A 17823-nucleotide genomic window follows, 5' to 3' on the forward strand; every position below is an offset into this window, starting at 1 on the left:
GAAACGAAAACCGCTGACGTATCGGCCGGGAGCGAGGGCTGATGGGCGCCTATATCCTCAGACGTCTGGCGCTGATGATCCCGACCATTATCGGCATTATGGGCATTTCGTTTCTCGTCATCCAGTTCGCGCCCGGCGGGCCGGTGGAACAGGTCGTCGCGCAGCTGACGGGGCAGGGCGACAGCGTTTCTGACCGTCTCTCCGGCGGCGGCGATCTTCTCGGCCAATCCGGCGGTTTCGATGAAAGCGGCTCGAAATATCGCGGTGCGCAGGGGCTTGATCCCGAGCTGATCGCCAAGCTTGAGAAACAGTTCGGTTTCGACAAGCCGCCGCTTACCCGCTTTCTTGAGATGATGTGGAATTATATCCGCTTCGATTTCGGCGACAGCTTCTTCCGCAACTCGTCTGTCATCGATCTCATCATCGACAAGCTGCCGGTGTCGATGTCGCTCGGCTTCTGGATCCTGATCATTTCCTACATCATCTCCATTCCGCTCGGCATCAAGAAGGCCGTTTCCGACGGCTCGACTTTCGATGTCTGGACATCAGGCATCATCATCATCGGTTATGCGGTGCCGAGCTTCCTCTTCGGCATTCTTCTCATCGTCCTCTTCGCCGGCGGCTCGTTCTTCGACTGGTTCCCGCTGCGTGGTCTGGTGTCGGATAATTTTGCGCAGCTGAACTGGTGGCAGAAGATCATCGACTATTTCTGGCACCTCACCCTGCCGCTGATCGCGCTGTCGCTCTCGGCTTTTGCGACGACGACGCTTCTGACCAAGAATTCCTTCATCGACGAGATCAAGAAGCAATATGTCATCACCGCCCGCGCCAAGGGTCTTAGCGAACGCAGGGTTCTTTATGGCCACGTCTTCCGCAACGCGATGCTGATCGTGATCGCCGGTTTCCCGGGCGCCTTCATCTCGGCCTTCTTCACCGGTTCGCTGCTGATCGAAAACATCTTCTCGCTCGATGGCCTCGGTCGCCTCGGTTATCTCTCGGTGGTCAACCGTGATTACCCGATCGTGTTCGGCACACTCTTCATCTTCTCGCTGATGGGCCTCGTGGTCGGCCTGATTTCCGACCTGATCTATACATGGATCGATCCACGTATCGACTTCGAGCGGAGGGACGTGTGATGACACTTGCCCATACCGCAGAAACGGAAACGCTGGTGAAACCGAAGCGTCCGTGGTTTTCGCCAACCACCAAGCGCCGCTGGCAGAATTTCAAGGCAAACCGGCGCGGTTACTGGTCCTTCTGGCTGTTCCTGATCCTGTTTTTCCTGAGCCTGATCGCGGAATTCATCGCCAATGACAAACCCGTCCTCGCCTCCTACAAGGGTGAGATTCTGGTGCCGGTCATGGTCGATTATCCGGAGGAAAAATTCGGTGGGTTCCTGGCCCAGACCGACTACAAATCCTCCTTCATTCAGGATGAGATCAACGCCAATGGCTGGATGATCTGGCCGCCGATCCGTTATTCCTATCAGACGGTCAATTCCAATATTCCGCATTCCGCTCCCACCGCGCCCTTCTGGCTGATGGATGAAAAGGAACGGTGCTCGGCCTATCCGCAGGGCAATGCCGATCCCGGCTGCACGCTCGGCAATCTCAACTGGCTTGGAACGGACAATCAGGCGCGCGACGTCACGGCGCGGATGATCTACGGCTTCCGTATTTCCGTTCTTTTCGGCCTGACGCTCACCATCGCGTCCGCCCTCGTGGGGGTCACGGCCGGCGCCATTCAGGGTTACTTCGGCGGCTGGACGGATCTGCTTCTGCAGCGTTTCATCGAAATCTGGTCGTCAATGCCGGTGCTTTACATCCTGCTCATCATCGCGGCCATCCTGCCGCCGGGCTTCTTCGTGCTGCTCGGCATCATGCTGCTCTTTTCATGGGTTGGCTTCGTCGGCATCGTCCGGGCCGAATTCCTGCGTGCCAGAAACTTCGAATATGTCCGCGCCGCCCGCGCCCTTGGCGTCGGCAACTGGACGATCATGTTCCGGCATCTTCTGCCCAACGCCATGGTGGCAACGCTGACCTTCCTGCCCTTCATCCTGTCCGGTTCGATCACCACATTGACCTCACTCGATTTCCTCGGCTTCGGCATGCCGCCGGGATCGCCGTCGCTGGGCGAGATGATCGCGCAGGGCAAGAACAATCTTCAGGCGCCCTGGCTTGGTCTCACCGCCTTCTTCACCATGTCCATCATGCTCTCCCTCCTTATCTTCGTCGGCGAGGCGGTTAGAGACGCCTTCGACCCACGCAAGACGTTCCGGTGATCGCCATGACGGAAACAAATATTCAGCCGCTTCTCTCTGTCCGTGATCTCTCCGTCGCCTTCCATCAGGGCGGCGCGACCAGCATCGCCGTCGATCAGGTCTCCTTCGACCTGATGCCGGGCGAAGTCGTCGCCCTCGTTGGCGAATCCGGTTCCGGTAAGTCGGTCACGGCGAATTCCATCCTCAAATTGCTGCCCTATCCGGCAGCGAGCCATCCTTCGGGGAAAATCCTGTTCGACGGCAAGGATATGCTGACCCTGCCGGAACGTGCGCTTCGCGCCGTGCGCGGCAACGACATCACGATGATCTTTCAGGAACCGATGACCTCGCTCAACCCGCTCCACACCATCGAGCGGCAGATCGGCGAGATTCTGGAGCTGCATCAGGCGATTACGGGCGCGGGCGCGCGGGCGCGTACGCTGGAACTGTTGCTTCAAGTGGGCATTCGCGAACCGGAAAAGCGCCTGAAGGCCTATCCGCATGAATTGTCCGGCGGCCAGCGGCAGCGTGTGATGATCGCCATGGCGCTTGCCAACCGGCCGAAACTTCTGATCGCCGATGAACCCACGACGGCGCTTGACGTGACGGTTCAGGCCCAGATTCTCGAGCTGCTCGGTGATCTGAAAACGCAGCACGGCATGTCCATGCTGTTCATCACCCATGACCTCGGTATCGTCCGCAAATTTGCCGACCGCGTCTGCGTCATGACCAAGGGAAAGATCGTCGAGACCGGCACGGTGGAGCAGGTGTTTGCCGATCCGCAACACGCCTATACCCGCCATCTTCTGGCTGCCGAACCGAAGGGTGAGCCGCCGCTTTCCGACGCCAGCAAACCCGTGGTCATGCAGGGCGACGATATCAAGGTCTGGTTCCCGATCAAGGCGGGGCTGATGCGTCGGGTGGTCGACCATGTGAAAGCGGTCGACGGTATCGATATCACCCTGCGTGCAGGCCAGACGGTGGGCGTGGTGGGCGAATCCGGCTCGGGCAAGACGACGCTCGGTTTGGCTCTCTCGCGGCTGATCGCGTCTGAGGGACGTATCAGCTTCATCGGCCAGTCGATCGACCACTATTCCTATGAAATGATGAAGCCGCTCAGAAACCGGCTGCAGGTGGTGTTTCAGGACCCTTACGGTTCGCTCAGCCCGCGCATGTCCGTAGGCGAGATCGTCGCCGAGGGCCTGAAAGTGCATGAGCGATCTCTTTCGGCCGACGAGCGCGATACCCGTGTGGCCACTGCGCTGGAAGAGGTCGGCCTCGATCCGGCCACCCGCTGGCGGTATCCGCATGAGTTTTCCGGAGGCCAGCGCCAGCGCATCGCCATTGCCCGCGCCATGGTGCTTAAACCCCGTTTCGTCATGCTGGATGAGCCGACATCCGCGCTCGACATGAGTGTGCAGGCGCAGGTGGTCGATCTCTTGCGCGATCTCCAGGCAAAGCACGAGCTGGCTTATCTCTTCATCAGCCACGATCTGAAGGTGGTGAAGGCGCTTGCCAACGACCTGATTGTTATGCGCCACGGCAAGGTGGTGGAGAGCGGTCCGGCGGCGGATATTTTCGCCAACCCGCAGCAGGACTATACCAAGGCGCTGCTGGCGGCGGCCTTCAATATCGAGGCGGTGAAAACGAAAGCGGTCAGCCAGTAAGGCGCGTCGAATTTTCCATTAAGGCAATGATTTTTCTGTTGCTTCGCGGAAAATGCCGACCCATGTTGCGATGAACGTGACATGGAAACGGATTGATTGCGATGGCAGCGGATGTGGTCGTTTTGGGAGCGGGGATCATCGGGGTCTCTGTCGCTTTGCAACTGGCCCGGAGGGGCAAATCGGTAGTGCTGGTGGACCGGCGCGGACCGGGCGAAGAGACCTCTTTCGGTAATGCGGGGCTGATCCAGAGAGAGGGCGTGGTACCTTATGGCTTCACGCACGACCTTGCGCTGCTGCTGCGCTATTCGCTGAACAACAGGATCGATGTCCGTTATAGGCCCTCTGCCCTGCCGAGAATGGCGCCTTTCCTCGGCCGTTACTGGTATAATTCCGCAGCCATGCGGCATGCCACGATCGCCCGCGCCTATACGCCGCTGATCGAACATTCAGTTTCCGAGCACAGCATCCTGATCGACGAGGCCAAGGCCGGCGATCTGATCGTGAAAAATGGCTGGATGCAGGCCTATAGGACCGCCGCAAGGCGGGACGCTGATTATGCCTTTGCCGAGCGTCTTTCGCGCGAGCACGGCATATCCCACACCAAACTCGATGCCGAAAAGCTTGCCGCGGCCGAACCGCATCTCAGCCGGGATTTCGTCGGCGGGCTGAAATGGGATGACCCGTGGTCGGTGCTTGATCCGCACGCGCTGACGCTTGCCTATGTCAAACTGTTTGAAAGCCTCGGCGGAACTTTTGTCCGGGGCGATGCCTTCACCCTCAGCCAAACGACAAGCGGCTGGACGGTGCGCACCGAGACCGGCGCAATCGAGGCCGAACATGCCGTCGTGGCGCTCGGTCCCTGGGCGGATACCGTCACGGAACGGCTGGGTTACCGTTTCCCGCTTGGCGTGAAGCGCGGCTATCACATGCATTATGCGCCCCAGGAGGGCACGAAGCTCAATAACTGGCTGATCGATGCCGAGCGTGGGTATTTCCTTGCGCCGATGCGCAAGGGTATCCGCCTGACGACGGGTGCGGAATTTGCCGAGCGCGATGCACCGAAATCTCCCGTGCAGATCGAGCGGGCGGAACGGGTGGCGCGCACCGTCTTTCCTCTTGGCGGCAGGCTGGATGCGGAACCGTGGATGGGCGCGCGGCCCTGCACGCCGGATATGATGCCGATCATCGGCAAAGCACCGCGTCATAAAACGTTGTGGTTTGCTTTCGGGCATGCCCATCACGGCCTCACACTTGGGCCGATCACCGGCCGTGTGCTGGCGGAAACCATGCTGGGCGAAACGCCTGTTATCGCCATCGACGCCTATCGCCCGGAAAGGTTCAATCCCTGATAGCTAAATCCGCTGGCCTTCCGGGGACAGGCCACGTAACATGGTCAAGTGCAAAGGGGAAAAGGGGCAAACGTCATCATGGTGGCGAGGTTTCTCATCTATCAGCAGCAGGACGATTTTCGTTAGCGACCTTCGCTGCGCATGAAACGAGATGGAAACGGCTTGCTGGTGCATGATGGATGATATTGAAAACGCAAAGAAATTTTTCGCCGATAACCCCGATATCGAAATACTTGAAGCTTTCGTCATAGACGCGAATGGTGTGCCGCGCGGCAAGTGGATTCCGCGCGAACGGGCAATCGACGTTCTTGAAAAGGGAATGGCTATCCCCCGTTCCGTTTATGCGTTGGATATATGGGGGCGGGATGTGCATGCCGCAGGTCTTGCGGAAGGCACGGGCGATCCCGATGGTTTTTGCTTCCCCGTTCCCGGCACGCTGTCGCGGGTCACATGGCTTGGCAGGCCGACAGCACAGGTTCTGCTGGCGATGAAAAATCCGGATGGAACCGGTTTTTATGGTGATCCGCGCCATGTTCTGGCGCAGGTTCTGAGCGCCTATAAAAAGGCCGGTCTCACGCCGGTCGTGGCGACCGAACTCGAATTTTACCTGATCGATCCCGTCCGCTCTGCACTTGACCCGGTCCGTCCGCCGCATAGCCGCGAGGGCCGGTGGCATACGGGCCAGACACAGGTTCTGTCGATTTCCGAATTGCAGGATTTCGAGGATGTCTTCCATGACATTGCCACAGCCTGTCGGGCGCAGGGCGTTCTTGCCGATACGACGCTGCGCGAAAACGGCCCCGGACAATATGAAATCAATCTCAACCATGTGCCGGATGCCCTGCAGGCCGCCGATTTTGCCGTTTTCCTGAAGCGCATCGTCAAGGGCGTGGCGCGCCGGCACGATCTCGACGCGACCTTCATGGCCAAGCCTTACGGTTTGCAGGCCGGCAACGGCATGCATGTGCATTTTTCCGTTATCGATAGGGACGGCAGGAACATCTACGCCGGGGAAAATGGCCCGTCGGATGCGCTGATGCATTCGGTTGGCGGCCTCTTGGAAAACATGGGGGAAAGCATGGCGATCTTCGCGCCCCATGCCAATTCCTATCGCCGGTTGACCCCCAGCGAACATGCGCCAACCTATGCCTCCTGGGGCATCGACAACCGCTCGGCGGCGGTGCGTGTCATCGTTGCCAGCAAGGCGGCGACGCGTATCGAACATCGCGTCGCCGGTGCCGATACCAATCCCTATCTCGTTGTCGCGATGATCCTGAGCGCCGCGCTTGCCGGCATGAAGGAGAAACGCCAACCCGGCGGCGCGATTGCCGGCGACAGCCACGCGATCAACCACGAGCCGCTGCCCACCAACTGGGACTATGCATTGCAGCGCTTCACACGATCGAGCTTTGCCTATGCGACGCTCGGCCAGAAGTACCGGACGCTGTTTTCCGCCTGCAAACAGCAGGAGCTTTCCGAATTTTCCCTGCGTGTAACCGACGTCGAATATGACGCCTATATCAGGACGGTGTGAGATGGCTGAGGTAACGAACATTCCCAATCCCGGCCACACATCCTCCTGGTACGCGGCCTCCGCCAATGTCAAATCCGTGCGGCCGACACTTGAAGGCGCGCTGGAAGCGGATGTCTGCGTCATCGGCGGCGGTTTCACCGGCATTTCCGCAGCGCTTGAACTCAGTGAGCGCGGCTATTCCGTCATCGTTCTTGAAGGTGTGCGGGTCGGCTTCGGCGCTTCGGGTCGCAATGGCGGCCAGATCGTCAACGGCTATAGCCGTGATCTCGAGACCATCGCAGGCCGTTACGGGCACGAAAAGGCGGTGAAGCTTGGAGAAATGTCGCTTGAAGGCGGCGCTATCATCCGCAGCCGCATCGCGAAATACGCCATCGACTGCGATCTCGTCGATGGCGGTTTCTTTGCCGCCTTTACGCCGAAACAGATCCGCGAAATGGAAGCTCACAAGGCCCATTGGGAAAAACACGGCCATGGCGGGCTCGAAATGGTCTCCAAGGCGGATGTCGGCCAGTATGTGAAGACGGACCGTTATGCCGGCGGTATGATCGACCGCCTCGGTGGCCACATCCACCCGCTCAATCTGGTGCAGGGGGAAGCGGCGGCGGCTGAAAGCCTCGGTGCTCGGATATTCGAAAATTCGCGGGTCATTGCGGTAGAGCAGGGGGAGAACCCCGTCGTGCGGACCGCGACGGGCAGTGTGAGGACGAAATATGTTCTCGTCTGCGGCAATGCCTATCTCGGCACATTGCTACCGGAAATCGGCGAGCGGATGATGCCCGTCTCAAGCCAGGTCATGGCGACGGAGCCGCTCGATGCCGACCTGATTGAGGAGCTTCTGCCCGCCGATTATTGCGTCGAGGATGCCAATTACATTCTCGATTATTACCGCCGCCCCTCGGATAATCGCCTGCTCTATGGCGGCGGCATCGGTTATGGCGGCAGCGACCCTGCCGATCTGACGGGCGTGATCCGGCCGAACATGCTGAAGACCTTCCCGCAACTAGAAAAGACGAAGATCGACTTCGCCTGGAGCGGCAATTTCGCGCTGACCCTGACGCGCATCCCGCATATGGGCAGGCTCTCGGACAATATCTATTTTTCGCATGGCGACAGCGGCCATGGCGTCACGACCACGCATCTGCTTGGCAAGATATTGGGCGAGTCCGTTGCCGGTCACGCTGAACGTTTCGATATCTGGAGTTCGCTGCCGAACTATCCGTTCCCGGGCGGCAAGACGTTCCGCGTGCCGCTGACCGTGCTTGGTGCATGGTGGTACGGCATGCGCGACAGGCTCGGATTTTAGAACGTTACCGCCTTCAAACCGGAAAGTGCGTTTTTCGCAATATCCTCGGGTGTGGTGTCGATGCTGACGGTTACGACGCCCGGTTCGCCGGTCGGCACTTCCAGCGTGGCAAGCTGGGTCTGCAGCAGCGAAAGTGGCATGAAATGGCCTTTGCGTTCACCCATGCGCCGGCTGAGAAGTTCCAGGCTGCCATCCAGATAAACGAAGGCAAGCGGGCCGCCGGTAGCCTTGCGAAGCCGGTCGCGATAGATTTTCTTGAGCGCCGAGCAGGAAACGACGACACCGTTATTTTCGATGCCCTTGCGCAGTTCCGCGCCGATCAGATCGAGCCAGGGCCAGCGATCTTCGTCAGTCAGGGGAATACCCTCGGACATTTTATCGACATTGGATTTAGGGTGAAGCTTGTCGCCCTCAATGAAGGCAATACCCAGTTTTTCCGCCAGTTCCTCTGCGACCGTGGACTTGCCAGAGCCGCTCACTCCCATCACGACAATTGCCTGTGTCACCCGAACCTCTGATATTTCTGTTTCGACGGTCAGCCCCTAACATGTGCGGCAGATATCGGGAATACAAAAATGCGGGGCTTGCCCATGTCAGTGCCCGGTTTTGCGGGCTGCGGCTTTTTCCAGCGCGGAAAAGCCGGTGTGAATCAGGATCGCCAGCGCCGCAACGATAAGCCCGCCCTGCAGAATGAAGGCGAGGTTGTTGGATTGCAGACCGGCAATGATCACTTCACCGAGCGTATGCGCCGCGACTGTCGAGCCGATGGTAGCGGTGGAAAGGCTGATGACCGCCGAAAGCCTGATGCCCGCCAGAATGGCCGGAAGGGCGAGCGGCAATTCCACTTTGAGAAGCCGTTGCCAGCCGGTCATGCCGCTGCCTCTCGCGGCATCCATCACGGTGGCGGGCAGGGTGGTCAGCCCTGTCAGCGTATTTTCGAAAACTGGCAGCAACGCATAGAGAAACAGCGCAATGAGCGTGGGTTTTTCGCCAAAACCGATTATCGGTACGGCAAGCGCCAGCACCGCCACGGGCGGAAAAGTCTGGCCGATATTGACGATGCTGCGCGAGAGCGGCAGGAAATCCGTCCCGAATGGCCGGGTGACGAGAACCGCAAGCGCGCCCGCCGTCAGTGTGGCGAGCCCGGTCGCAATCGCGACTGTGGTTAGATGTGACAGCGTCAGGGAAAACAGATTTGCCTGCGTGTAGATCGCCGGCGCATTGGCCTGCACGAGAGGGCGGAACAGCGGTGCGAAGACCTGCGGCACGGCGAGGAAGATGATCAGCGCCAGCGTCAGGAAACCGAGGGCAAACAGGGATAAGGTGTTTTTCATGGGGCGCCGGCGGCACGCTGGAGGAGAACGTCACGCCGCACGCGGCCGGCGGGTTGCCCGTTAGCCTTGATTACCGGCAAGGCATCGCGACCCGCCCATAACATTGCCGACAGGGCGTCGCGCTGGCTTGTATGTTCGGTGAGCGGTTCACCCTCGGCACTTCCCGGCTCCACGATGTCTGCAACGGAGAGAACCGAAAGCAGTTTCAGCGCCCGTTCGTTTTCGCCGATCATGGTGCGGACAAAATCCGTCGCCGGTTTCAGCACGAGCTCGGATGGCGGGCAGTCCTGGACGATGCGGCCCTTGTCCATCACGGCGATACGATCCGCCAGATGAAAAGCTTCGTCCATATCGTGTGTGACGAGAACGACCGTCACGCCGAGCTTCTTCTGGATATCGAGAAGATCGTTCTGGGCCTTGGCGCGGATCACCGGGTCCAAGGCGCCGAAGGGCTCGTCCATCAGGAGAATGTTGGGTTCGGCGGCCAGCGCACGCGCCACGCCGACGCGCTGCTGCTGGCCGCCTGAGAGTTCATGTGGGAAACGGTCGGCATAGAGCGCGGGGTCAAGCTGGAAGAGGTGCATCAGCGCATCGATCTTGGCCGCGATGCGCTTGCGGTCCCAGCCGATCAGCTGCGGCACGGTCGCGATATTTTCGGCGACCGTCCGGTGCGGAAACAGGCCATGGCCCTGAATGGCATAGCCTATCTGGCGGCGCAGTTTGAAGCCGGGTATCGCGCTGACATCCTCTCCGTCGATCCGGATCATGCCGGATGTTGGCTCCACCAGCCGGTTTATCATGCGCAGCAGGGTGGTTTTTCCCGACCCCGAGGTGCCGACGATGACGGTGACGGTGCGCGGCGCTACCGTTAGCGATACCTGATCCACGACGGTCGTATCGCCATATCGTTTCGTGATGGTGTCGATCTCGATCATGCCTTTTGCCTTCCGCCTGCGCTGAAGAGATTGCTGTCGATGAGGGCATCGAGGGTGATCGCGGCGGCAAAGCCGAGAAGAACGGTGGGCACGGTGCCAAGCAGCACGAGGTCCATGGCCGTCTGCCCGATGCCCTGAAACACGAAAACGCCAAAACCACCGCCGCCGATCAGGGCCGCGATCGTCGCCAGCCCGATATTCTGCACCAGCACGATGCGAATACCGGTGAGGATGACCGGCATGGCCAGCGGAAATTCCACCCGCAGCAGCCGTTGCACCGGTGTCATGCCAAGGCCGCGCGCCGCTTCCCGCACCGCCTGCGAAACCCCGGCAAGGCCGACCACCGTGTTGGAAACCACCGGCAGCAGCGAATAGAGAAACAGCGCCACGAAGGCGGGCGCCATGCCGATGCCGGCAATGCCGATCTTCGCTGCACCCGGGACCGTGGCCGCGATCCATCCGAGCGGCGCGATCAGCAAACCGAAAAGGGCGATGGAGGGGATGGTCTGGACGATATTGAGGGTATTCAGCACCCCCGCCCGCAGCCGTTCGACCTTGTAACAGAGGATGCCGAGCGGAATACCCGCGATGGTCGCCGCGATCAGCGAGCCGATGGCAAGCTCCACGTGCCGCAGGGCCGCGGTCCAGAATATATCGGCCCGGCCGGTATATTCCTTGATGATGGAGAGATCGTTCCAGAGGCCGCTTGTCAGCACCGCCGCAAGCGCAGCCACCGCCACCAGCAACAGCAAAATCCTAACGGCGGGCTTCGGCTGGAGACGGGCAATACAAACAGTCGTGAGCAGAGCCAATCCGGCAAATATCAGCCAGAAACCGCTGGCGGGCGAAACGCGGGCAAAGCCATTGCCCTGCGGCGTGAGGAAAGACGCCGCCTGGCCGACAAAAACCGCCAGTGCAGCAAGGCCGGCCAGCGCGACTGTGAGCTTCAGTCGCGCGGGAAAGCGGAAAAATGCGATGAAAGCCGCAAGGAGAATGATGGTGGTGAGAACGGCGGCAGCCGCAGCCGGAAGGGCTTCGAAGACCGTTCTTGTTTCGCCCTGAACGATCCGGTTTGCGCGGAATGTCATGAAGGGCGATATAAAAAGCGCATAAAGAAGCAGGCACGAAATCAGTACGCCCACCTTGTCAGGCCATTTCGTCAAATCCAGCTTCCCTCCCCTGGGTTAGGGCGGGACCAGGAGAACGCTTCCGTTCCCGAAGCCCGCTCCAGCGCCGCGAGTGTTACTTGACGAAACCGTTCTTGGTCAGAAAGTCGAGCGCCACGGTCTTGGCCTGTTCGCCACCCACCTGCACGCGGGCGTTCAAATCCTGCAGCGTTGCCAGATCGAGCTTTTCGAACACCGGTTTCAGCAGTTCCTCAATATTCGGGTGCTTTTTGAGAACCTCTTCGCGAATGATCGGTGCTGGTTGATAGACCGGCTGCACATGCTTGTCGTCCTCCAGCACCACAAGGCCGGAGGGGGCGATGCCGCCATCCGTGCCATAGACCATGGCTGCATTGGCGTTGTTCGTCTGGTTGGCGGCGGCGGCGATCGTGGCCGCGGGGTCGCCGCCGGAAAGCGTGATCAGCTGGTCAGGCTTCATGGTGAAGCCATAGGTGGTCTGAAATGCAGGCAGCGCTGCGGCGGAATTGACGAATTCGGAAGAAGCGGCAAGGACCACCTCGCCGCCGCCGGCAACATATTTGCCGAAGTCGGAAAGCGTCTTCAGATTGTTCTTGTCGGCGACATCCTTGCGCAGGGCAATTGCCCAGGTGTTGTTGGCCGGCGATGGTGTCAACCAGACGATCTTGTTGGCATCGTAATCGAGTGTTTTGGCCTCTTCATAACCCTTGGCGGCATCTTTCCAGAGTGGATCGTCCGCCTTGGAGAAAAAGAAGGCGGCGTTGCCGGTATATTCAGGATAAATGTCGATTTCGCCCGCGGTGATCGCTTTTCGCACAACCGGTGTGGCGCCAAGCTGGATGCGATCTGTCGTTTCGATCTTGTTCTGGTTCAGGATAGCGAGAATGATGTTGCCAAGAACGCCGCCCTCCGTGTCGATCTTCGACGACACCACCACCTGCGCCTGAGCGATGGAAACAGAAAAGGCAAGCGCAAGTCCGGCGCCCGTCAACGTCATCAAGCGGTTCATCAATGTTCCTCCGGTGGGTCAGCCTGCCGAACAGGCGAAAGATCGCCGCCGCAATTGCGGCGGAGTATCAACGACCGGAAAGAAAAAAGGTTGCACGCCATCCGCATTTTCGCGTCGATGGCTCCCGTCGGTGCCGATGGCCGCTTTCGTCAGGCTTCGTCGTCCCGCTTGCGCGCATCCTTGCCCATGACGAGCGGCATGAGAACGGAGAGGAAGAGAAGCCTGATGACGTGGTGGGAGCCGACATAGGCGGTATCGGCATGCATCATCACTGCCATCGCCGCCATGGTTTCCAGGCCACCCGGTGAATAGGCGATCATGACGGCATTGAGCGGGACGCCGGTCACACCGGAAATCATCCAGGCAATGCTGCCGGCAATCAGCATCACGGCGATTGTGACGACGAAACCCGCCAGAAAGCCTTTCCGCACGTCCATCAGCGAGACATTCGAAAAGCGTGTGCCGATAAGGCAACCGATCAGCACATAAACCGGCAGGCTGAGCCAGGTGGGAACACCACCCTCGGTAAGGCCGGTAATGTGGGTGCTGATGGAAATGGCGACGCCGCCCAGCAGCAGTGCGGCCGGAAACTTCCAGCGCAGGAAAAGCCAGCCGGTCAGAAGCGAGGCGCCGATGGTCAGCGCCAGCGTGAACAGGCCCATTGGCGGGTTGGTGACAAGCGGTTCCGTGCTGACGAGATCGAAATATTCCACGATCAGCGGCACGGAAAGTGTTAGCGCCAGCACCCGCACACTTTGCACGATGCTGACGGTTGCAAGGTCGCTTTTCGTCTCGGCACCAAGGCTGATGATATAGCTGAGATGACCGGGAGAGGCGCCCAGCATCGCCGTTGTCCGGTCGTAACCGAAGCCGTAATGCAGGATCCAGTAAGCGACATAGAGCATGATGACGACAGCGACGAGCACGACGACGAAGCTCACGGGCCAGGTCTTCGCGGCATCTATCACGGAGGGCGTCACGCTCGTTCCCATCGAAATGCCGACGACGACGAAACAGGCATTGCGGATGAAAGCGGGAACGCCAAGCCTTATGCCGGCGAGCCCCGTGATCGTCACCGCAAGCGCCGGGCCGGACAGAAAGGGTGCCGGGATATCGATGAGGCTGGCGAGCAGCGCACCTATGCTGCCGATGAGCGCGGTAAGCGCAAATGTATGGAATTCAGGCTTGATGATCATTGCGACGCTGATTGGTTGCTTGAAAAAGCTCGTGACCAAATGCGCCGCTTCCGTTCGCGACGTCAACACGCGGGATCAAAAATATTATATTTCGCGCGTCTTCCATAAAAGAAAAGCCCGTGACCTCAAGGACACGGGCTATGACAATTGCCGAGGAGGAAATGGGATGATCAGGCAGCCGGAAGGGCAGCGACCTTCGGCATTTCCGTGTCCAGGCCAAGCAGGAAGTTGATCTGCGGCCGAGCCTTGACGAGATCATCGATCGAGTATTCCGCCAGAACGTCAAAAAACGCATTGAGCGCCTTGCGAAGCGCCGAGTTGAGGCCGCAGCTGTCCACAAGCGGACATTCCACAGCGCCATCTTCGAAGCATTCGGCCATGGCGAAGCTGTCTTCAGTCACTCTCACCACGTCGAACAGACTGATTTTTTCAGCGGGTTTGCCAAGGCGCACGCCGCCGTTACGGCCGCGCACGGTTTCCACCAGGCCCGCCTTGTTGAGCGGCTGCAGGATTTTGAACAGGAACAGCTCCGAAACGCCATAGGCTCTGGCGATCTCAGGAATGCGGCTCAGATGGCCTTCATTGGCGGCGCAATACATCAACATGCGAACGGCATAGTTGGTCTGTTTGGTCAAGCGCATGCTGGTCTCCTAACTCTCAATGTGGAGTTATATAGTCTCTTTTTCAGTTTAGAACAATTCCAGAAACTGAAAAAACTGGCACCCATCAGATATTTCTTAAACAGCCTTGTTGACCGTCCTGATGATTCATGAACAAACAAGTCAAGAATCGGAATGTAATGGAGGCATTCATAATGGCAAGCTTGAAATCATACTTTTCCGCTGCCGTTTTTTCAGGGCTGACGATCCTTTCCTTCGCGCCCGCCGCTCTGGCAGAGGGGGAGGTTAACGTCTATTCCTATCGCCAGCCTGAATTGATCCAGCCGCTGCTCGATGCCTTCACCAAAGAAACCGGCATAGAGGCGAATGTACTTTTCCTCGACAAGGGGCTGGTCGAACGCATCCAGGCCGAGGGTGTCAATTCACCCGCAGATGTGCTGCTGACGGTTGATATCGCCCGTCTCGTCGAGGCGAAGGAAGGCAAGGTTACCCAGCCGGTTCTGGGCGATCCCGTCATCGAAAAGGATATCCCCGCCAACCTGCGTGATCCCGAGGGCGAATGGTTTGGTCTCACGACGCGCGGTAGGGTTGTCTACGCTTCGAAGGAGCGGGTGACACAGAAGGACATTACCTATGAGGAGCTTGCTGATTCCAAGTGGAAGGGCAAGATCTGCATTCGCGATGGCCAGCATTCCTACAATATCGCGTTGATCGCCTCGATGATCGCCCATCACGGCGTCGATTATACCCGCACGTGGCTGACGGGTCTGAAGAACAATCTCGCCCGCAAGCCTGACGGAACAGACCGCAGCCAGGCGAAATCGATCTTTTCCGGCGAGTGCGATATCGCGCTTGGCAATACCTATTATGTCGGCCTGATGTTGACCAATGATCGCGAGCCGGAAGAAAAGGAATGGGCTGGATCGGTGCGGGTGATCTTCCCCAATGCGGGCGATCGCGGCACACATGTGAATATTTCCGGCATGGCGCTGACGAAATACGCACCCAACAAGGACAACGCGCTGAAGCTCATGGAATTCCTGGCCTCTCGCGAGGCGCAGGAGATTTACGCTAAACAAGTCTTCGAATATCCGGTGCTGCCCGGTGCCGAGCCTTCCGACGTGGTGAAGGGTTTCGGTCCCATCCATCCCGACAAGCTGCCGCTGACGGACATCGCCGCCCGTCGCAAGCAGGCATCCGAACTGGTGGATGAAGTGGGTTTCAACGACGGCCCGACCAACTGAAGCCGTTTTCCGTATACCGGCGGGTCAGTTACCCGCCGGCTTGTTGTCCAGCGAAGCGTTGTAGTCGAGGATAGCCTTGCGCCTTTCCGGCGTTCCGGGATGGGTGGAGACAATGCTGGTGCCGCCCTTGTCGCCCAGTTTTTCTTCCAGCAGCGCGAAGAAGCGTTCGATGGCAGTGGGGTCAAGCCCGGCCTTGCGCATCAGTTCCACGGAGCGCTGATCCGCCTGCCGCTCGGCATCGCGCGAGTGCGATAGCGCCAGAAGTCCGCCGCCCTGGGTAAGAATGTCCTCCATGGCCGAACCGACATCGCCGGCAATCAGCATGACAAGACCGGCAACCCCGGCGGCGCGGTATAGCTGCCGCAGGCTGTGCTCATATTCGACATGGCCGATTTCATGGGCGAGAACCCCGGCGATCATCTGCCTGTCGTTGCCGGCCAGCTCCACCAGCTCGTCCGTCAATACCAGCGTGCCATCCGGCAGTGCAAAGGCATTGGGGCCGATGTAACCGCCCTTGCGGAAATTCAGCTTGTAGTCGTCAGGCGAACCTTCCGCATGGGCGGCGATCCGGGAAAATTCAGAGCGGATGGCGTCCTGCTCTTCCTGCGGAAGTTCGCTTGGAGAGAAGACTGCCTGGTCGAGGGCCTGCATGGTACTGGCCGACATGACCTGCGGAACGATGGGCGGGGTTCCCGCGACCGCCAGTTCCACGAGCGCCGGAAGCGCCCGCTTGTAGGGGCCGTAAACCAGAAGAACGGCTGCGGGGGGGGTGCCGATCAGCCGGGGGCGAACTGTTCCAGCCAGGGCACGAAACCGGATCGCTTGGCAATGGGCTGGCCAAGCAGCCGGTCCACGCCGTCATTGTCGCGGGTTTCGAACAGCGACCCGTCGGGAAAATGCAACTCCCGGGGGATGGTGCCGACCCGGTGGCTGATCTCGACCGTTTTTATCTCGGCCTGGGTTCTGACGTGGTTGTCCTTCGCATCGAGCACGAGAAGGACCGTGCCGCCAAGCTTCAGCCTGGCGGCACTGGAAAGGTTGGAGCGAGCGGTATGCCACTCGCCCGAAACGGTTTCTCCGGTGTCAGAAACCAAATTCGAAACCTTCCATATCCATATATTCGGCACTGACGGCGGCCCCCGTTGCTTCCATCGAGGAGAGGACCTCGCCCACATCGCCGTTGAAACGGATTGCCGTGCGCTCCACGGTATAACGCGCTTCGCGGACCGCCGCCCACGGCCGCATCAGACCAAGGGTGAAAACGGTGACGATCAGGTTGGAGATGACGATCCAGAGATAGCGGCCGCGATGCAGGTCGCTGTGCAGGTCATGCTTTCCATCCAGCAGCATGGAGGAAATGACGACATTGCGAACGCCGGTGCGATAAACGACGCCGGCAAGGCCATAGACCAGAAATGCGCCGAAAACGCCCACATAGAGCGATGCGAGCGCCGTGGCCATGGCGGTAGTCTCGTCCTCGAGCATCGCACTGTTTGCCGCAAAGGCTGCAAGGCCGAAGAAGCCGACCACGATGCCGCCGATCACCACCATGATCGCGGGAATGATCCAGGCGCGATAGAGCTTGCCAATCTTGGGGTCGGCGCTGAAGGGGCGGTCGCCATAACGCAGGTTGCCGAAAATATAGCGGTTTGCCCAGCGGCTGGACAGCGGCGCCAGAATGCCGAAGGAGAAGAACGCAACGAGGCTGCCAAGCAGGATGGAGACAAAAGCGCCCCACGCCGTGCCGACAAAATCAAAACGCACATTGCGATAGCTCGTCACCCGCGCATTGAAACGAATGCTGCGCGTGATCAGCCATGGAAAGAAGATCATCAGCAGGATTGCCGGCACGAAGACCAGGAACGGATGGATAAGACCGATGAGCTGCGAGATGACGATGAAGGCAAAGGCGATCAGGCGGCCCTTGAAGATTTGCCCGCCGGTGGCGTGGTAGCCGAAAGCGCGGCCGGCCAGCACGGTGTTGCCGTTGAAATAACGCTTGCGGCGCACCTTCGCCCAAGCGGAATAAATGCCGATGGTGACGATCGTCAGGAGAATATTGACGATCCAGATTCCAAAATATTCCTTGGCATTTCCGCTGAACGAGCCGCGTTCGATTGCGCGCTGATCCACGCTGACAGAGATGTCACTCATAATGGTCCCTCATGGCATGCCCCTCTCCGGGCAGATTGAGTTGCAGGCTTCCCCGCTATCGTCGGTTTGGCGG

15 protein-coding genes and 1 pseudogene are annotated in these 17823 nt (G+C 59.4%); 7 read left to right on the forward strand and 9 right to left on the reverse strand.

Translation table 11 applies throughout. The annotated features are described in order from the left end of the window. Window positions 1-41 precede the first annotated feature (41 nt). From ASB65_RS00615 to ASB65_RS00640, 6 genes are all read left to right on the forward strand, one after another. Complete coding sequence (locus ASB65_RS00615) at window positions 42-1136, forward strand: microcin C ABC transporter permease YejB (protein ID WP_060722763.1); 1095 nt, start codon at window positions 42-44, stop codon at window positions 1134-1136. Further along, entirely contained in the window at window positions 1136-2281 is a 1146-nt protein-coding gene (locus tag ASB65_RS00620) for an ABC transporter permease (protein WP_003507348.1), read from the forward strand. Before ASB65_RS00615 ends, ASB65_RS00620 begins: the two co-directional genes overlap by 1 nt. Before the next feature lie 5 nt (window positions 2282-2286). Then, the gene (locus ASB65_RS00625; RefSeq protein ID WP_065694948.1) at window positions 2287-3927 is read left to right on the forward strand and encodes an ABC transporter ATP-binding protein; all 1641 of its coding nucleotides are present in this window, start codon (window positions 2287-2289) and stop codon (window positions 3925-3927) included. A gap of 101 nt (window positions 3928-4028) precedes the next feature. After that, a complete protein-coding gene (locus ASB65_RS00630; RefSeq protein ID WP_035213090.1) occupies window positions 4029-5276 on the forward strand; it encodes an NAD(P)/FAD-dependent oxidoreductase in 1248 nt (415 codons plus the stop codon). 172 nt (window positions 5277-5448) lie between these two features. Further along, window positions 5449-6810, forward strand: a complete 1362-nt coding sequence (locus ASB65_RS00635) for a glutamine synthetase family protein (protein WP_060722765.1) — start codon at window positions 5449-5451, stop codon at window positions 6808-6810. A 1-nt stretch (window position 6811) separates the two neighbouring features. Beyond that, window positions 6812-8113: an NAD(P)/FAD-dependent oxidoreductase gene (locus ASB65_RS00640; protein WP_060722766.1), complete on the forward strand. Its 1302-nt coding sequence runs from the start codon at window positions 6812-6814 to the stop codon at window positions 8111-8113. Here ASB65_RS00640 and ASB65_RS00645 read toward each other — a convergent pair. The 7 genes from ASB65_RS00645 to rirA all read right to left on the reverse strand — a co-directional run bounded on the left by ASB65_RS00645 (window position 8110) and on the right by rirA (window position 14373). Continuing rightward, entirely contained in the window at window positions 8110-8598 is a 489-nt protein-coding gene (locus ASB65_RS00645; protein WP_060722767.1) for a gluconokinase, read from the reverse strand. The two genes, ASB65_RS00640 and ASB65_RS00645, sit on opposite strands and share 4 nt — an antisense overlap. Before the next feature lie 108 nt (window positions 8599-8706). Then, window positions 8707-9447: an ABC transporter permease gene (locus ASB65_RS00650; protein WP_060722768.1), complete on the reverse strand. Its 741-nt coding sequence runs from the start codon at window positions 9445-9447 to the stop codon at window positions 8707-8709. Continuing rightward, a complete protein-coding gene (locus ASB65_RS00655; protein WP_003507360.1) occupies window positions 9444-10382 on the reverse strand; it encodes an ABC transporter ATP-binding protein in 939 nt (312 codons plus the stop codon). Before ASB65_RS00655 ends, ASB65_RS00650 begins: the two co-directional genes overlap by 4 nt. Further along, window positions 10379-11545 (reverse strand): ABC transporter permease, encoded by a 1167-nt coding sequence (locus tag ASB65_RS00660; RefSeq protein ID WP_060722769.1) that lies wholly within the window; start codon window positions 11543-11545, stop codon window positions 10379-10381. Before ASB65_RS00660 ends, ASB65_RS00655 begins: the two co-directional genes overlap by 4 nt. Window positions 11546-11624: 79 nt before the next feature. Then, complete coding sequence (locus ASB65_RS00665; RefSeq protein ID WP_060722770.1) at window positions 11625-12536, reverse strand: ABC transporter substrate-binding protein; 912 nt, start codon at window positions 12534-12536, stop codon at window positions 11625-11627. A 149-nt stretch (window positions 12537-12685) separates the two neighbouring features. Next, window positions 12686-13732: an AbrB family transcriptional regulator gene (locus tag ASB65_RS00670; protein ID WP_035213120.1), complete on the reverse strand. Its 1047-nt coding sequence runs from the start codon at window positions 13730-13732 to the stop codon at window positions 12686-12688. Window positions 13733-13902: 170 nt separating this feature from the next. After that, window positions 13903-14373: an iron-responsive transcriptional regulator RirA gene (gene rirA, locus ASB65_RS00675; RefSeq protein ID WP_003507367.1), complete on the reverse strand. Its 471-nt coding sequence runs from the start codon at window positions 14371-14373 to the stop codon at window positions 13903-13905. A 173-nt stretch (window positions 14374-14546) separates the two neighbouring features. Here rirA and ASB65_RS00680 point away from each other — a divergent pair, with 173 nt between their 5' ends. Continuing rightward, window positions 14547-15596 (forward strand): Fe(3+) ABC transporter substrate-binding protein, encoded by a 1050-nt coding sequence (locus ASB65_RS00680; RefSeq protein ID WP_035213122.1) that lies wholly within the window; start codon window positions 14547-14549, stop codon window positions 15594-15596. A 24-nt stretch (window positions 15597-15620) separates the two neighbouring features. Here the strand turns inward: ASB65_RS00680 and ASB65_RS00685 are convergent. Further along, window positions 15621-16690: pseudogene (locus tag ASB65_RS00685) on the reverse strand (M48 family metallopeptidase). Beyond that, a complete protein-coding gene (locus ASB65_RS00690; protein ID WP_060722771.1) occupies window positions 16680-17750 on the reverse strand; it encodes a YjgN family protein in 1071 nt (356 codons plus the stop codon). Before ASB65_RS00690 ends, ASB65_RS00685 begins: the two are co-directional and overlap by 11 nt. Between the last annotated feature and the right edge of the window lie 73 nt (window positions 17751-17823).

Origin of the sequence: Agrobacterium tumefaciens str. B6, assembly GCF_001541315.1 — a bacterium.
In the GTDB taxonomy this organism is placed as follows: Bacteria; Pseudomonadota; Alphaproteobacteria; order Rhizobiales; family Rhizobiaceae; genus Agrobacterium; species Agrobacterium radiobacter.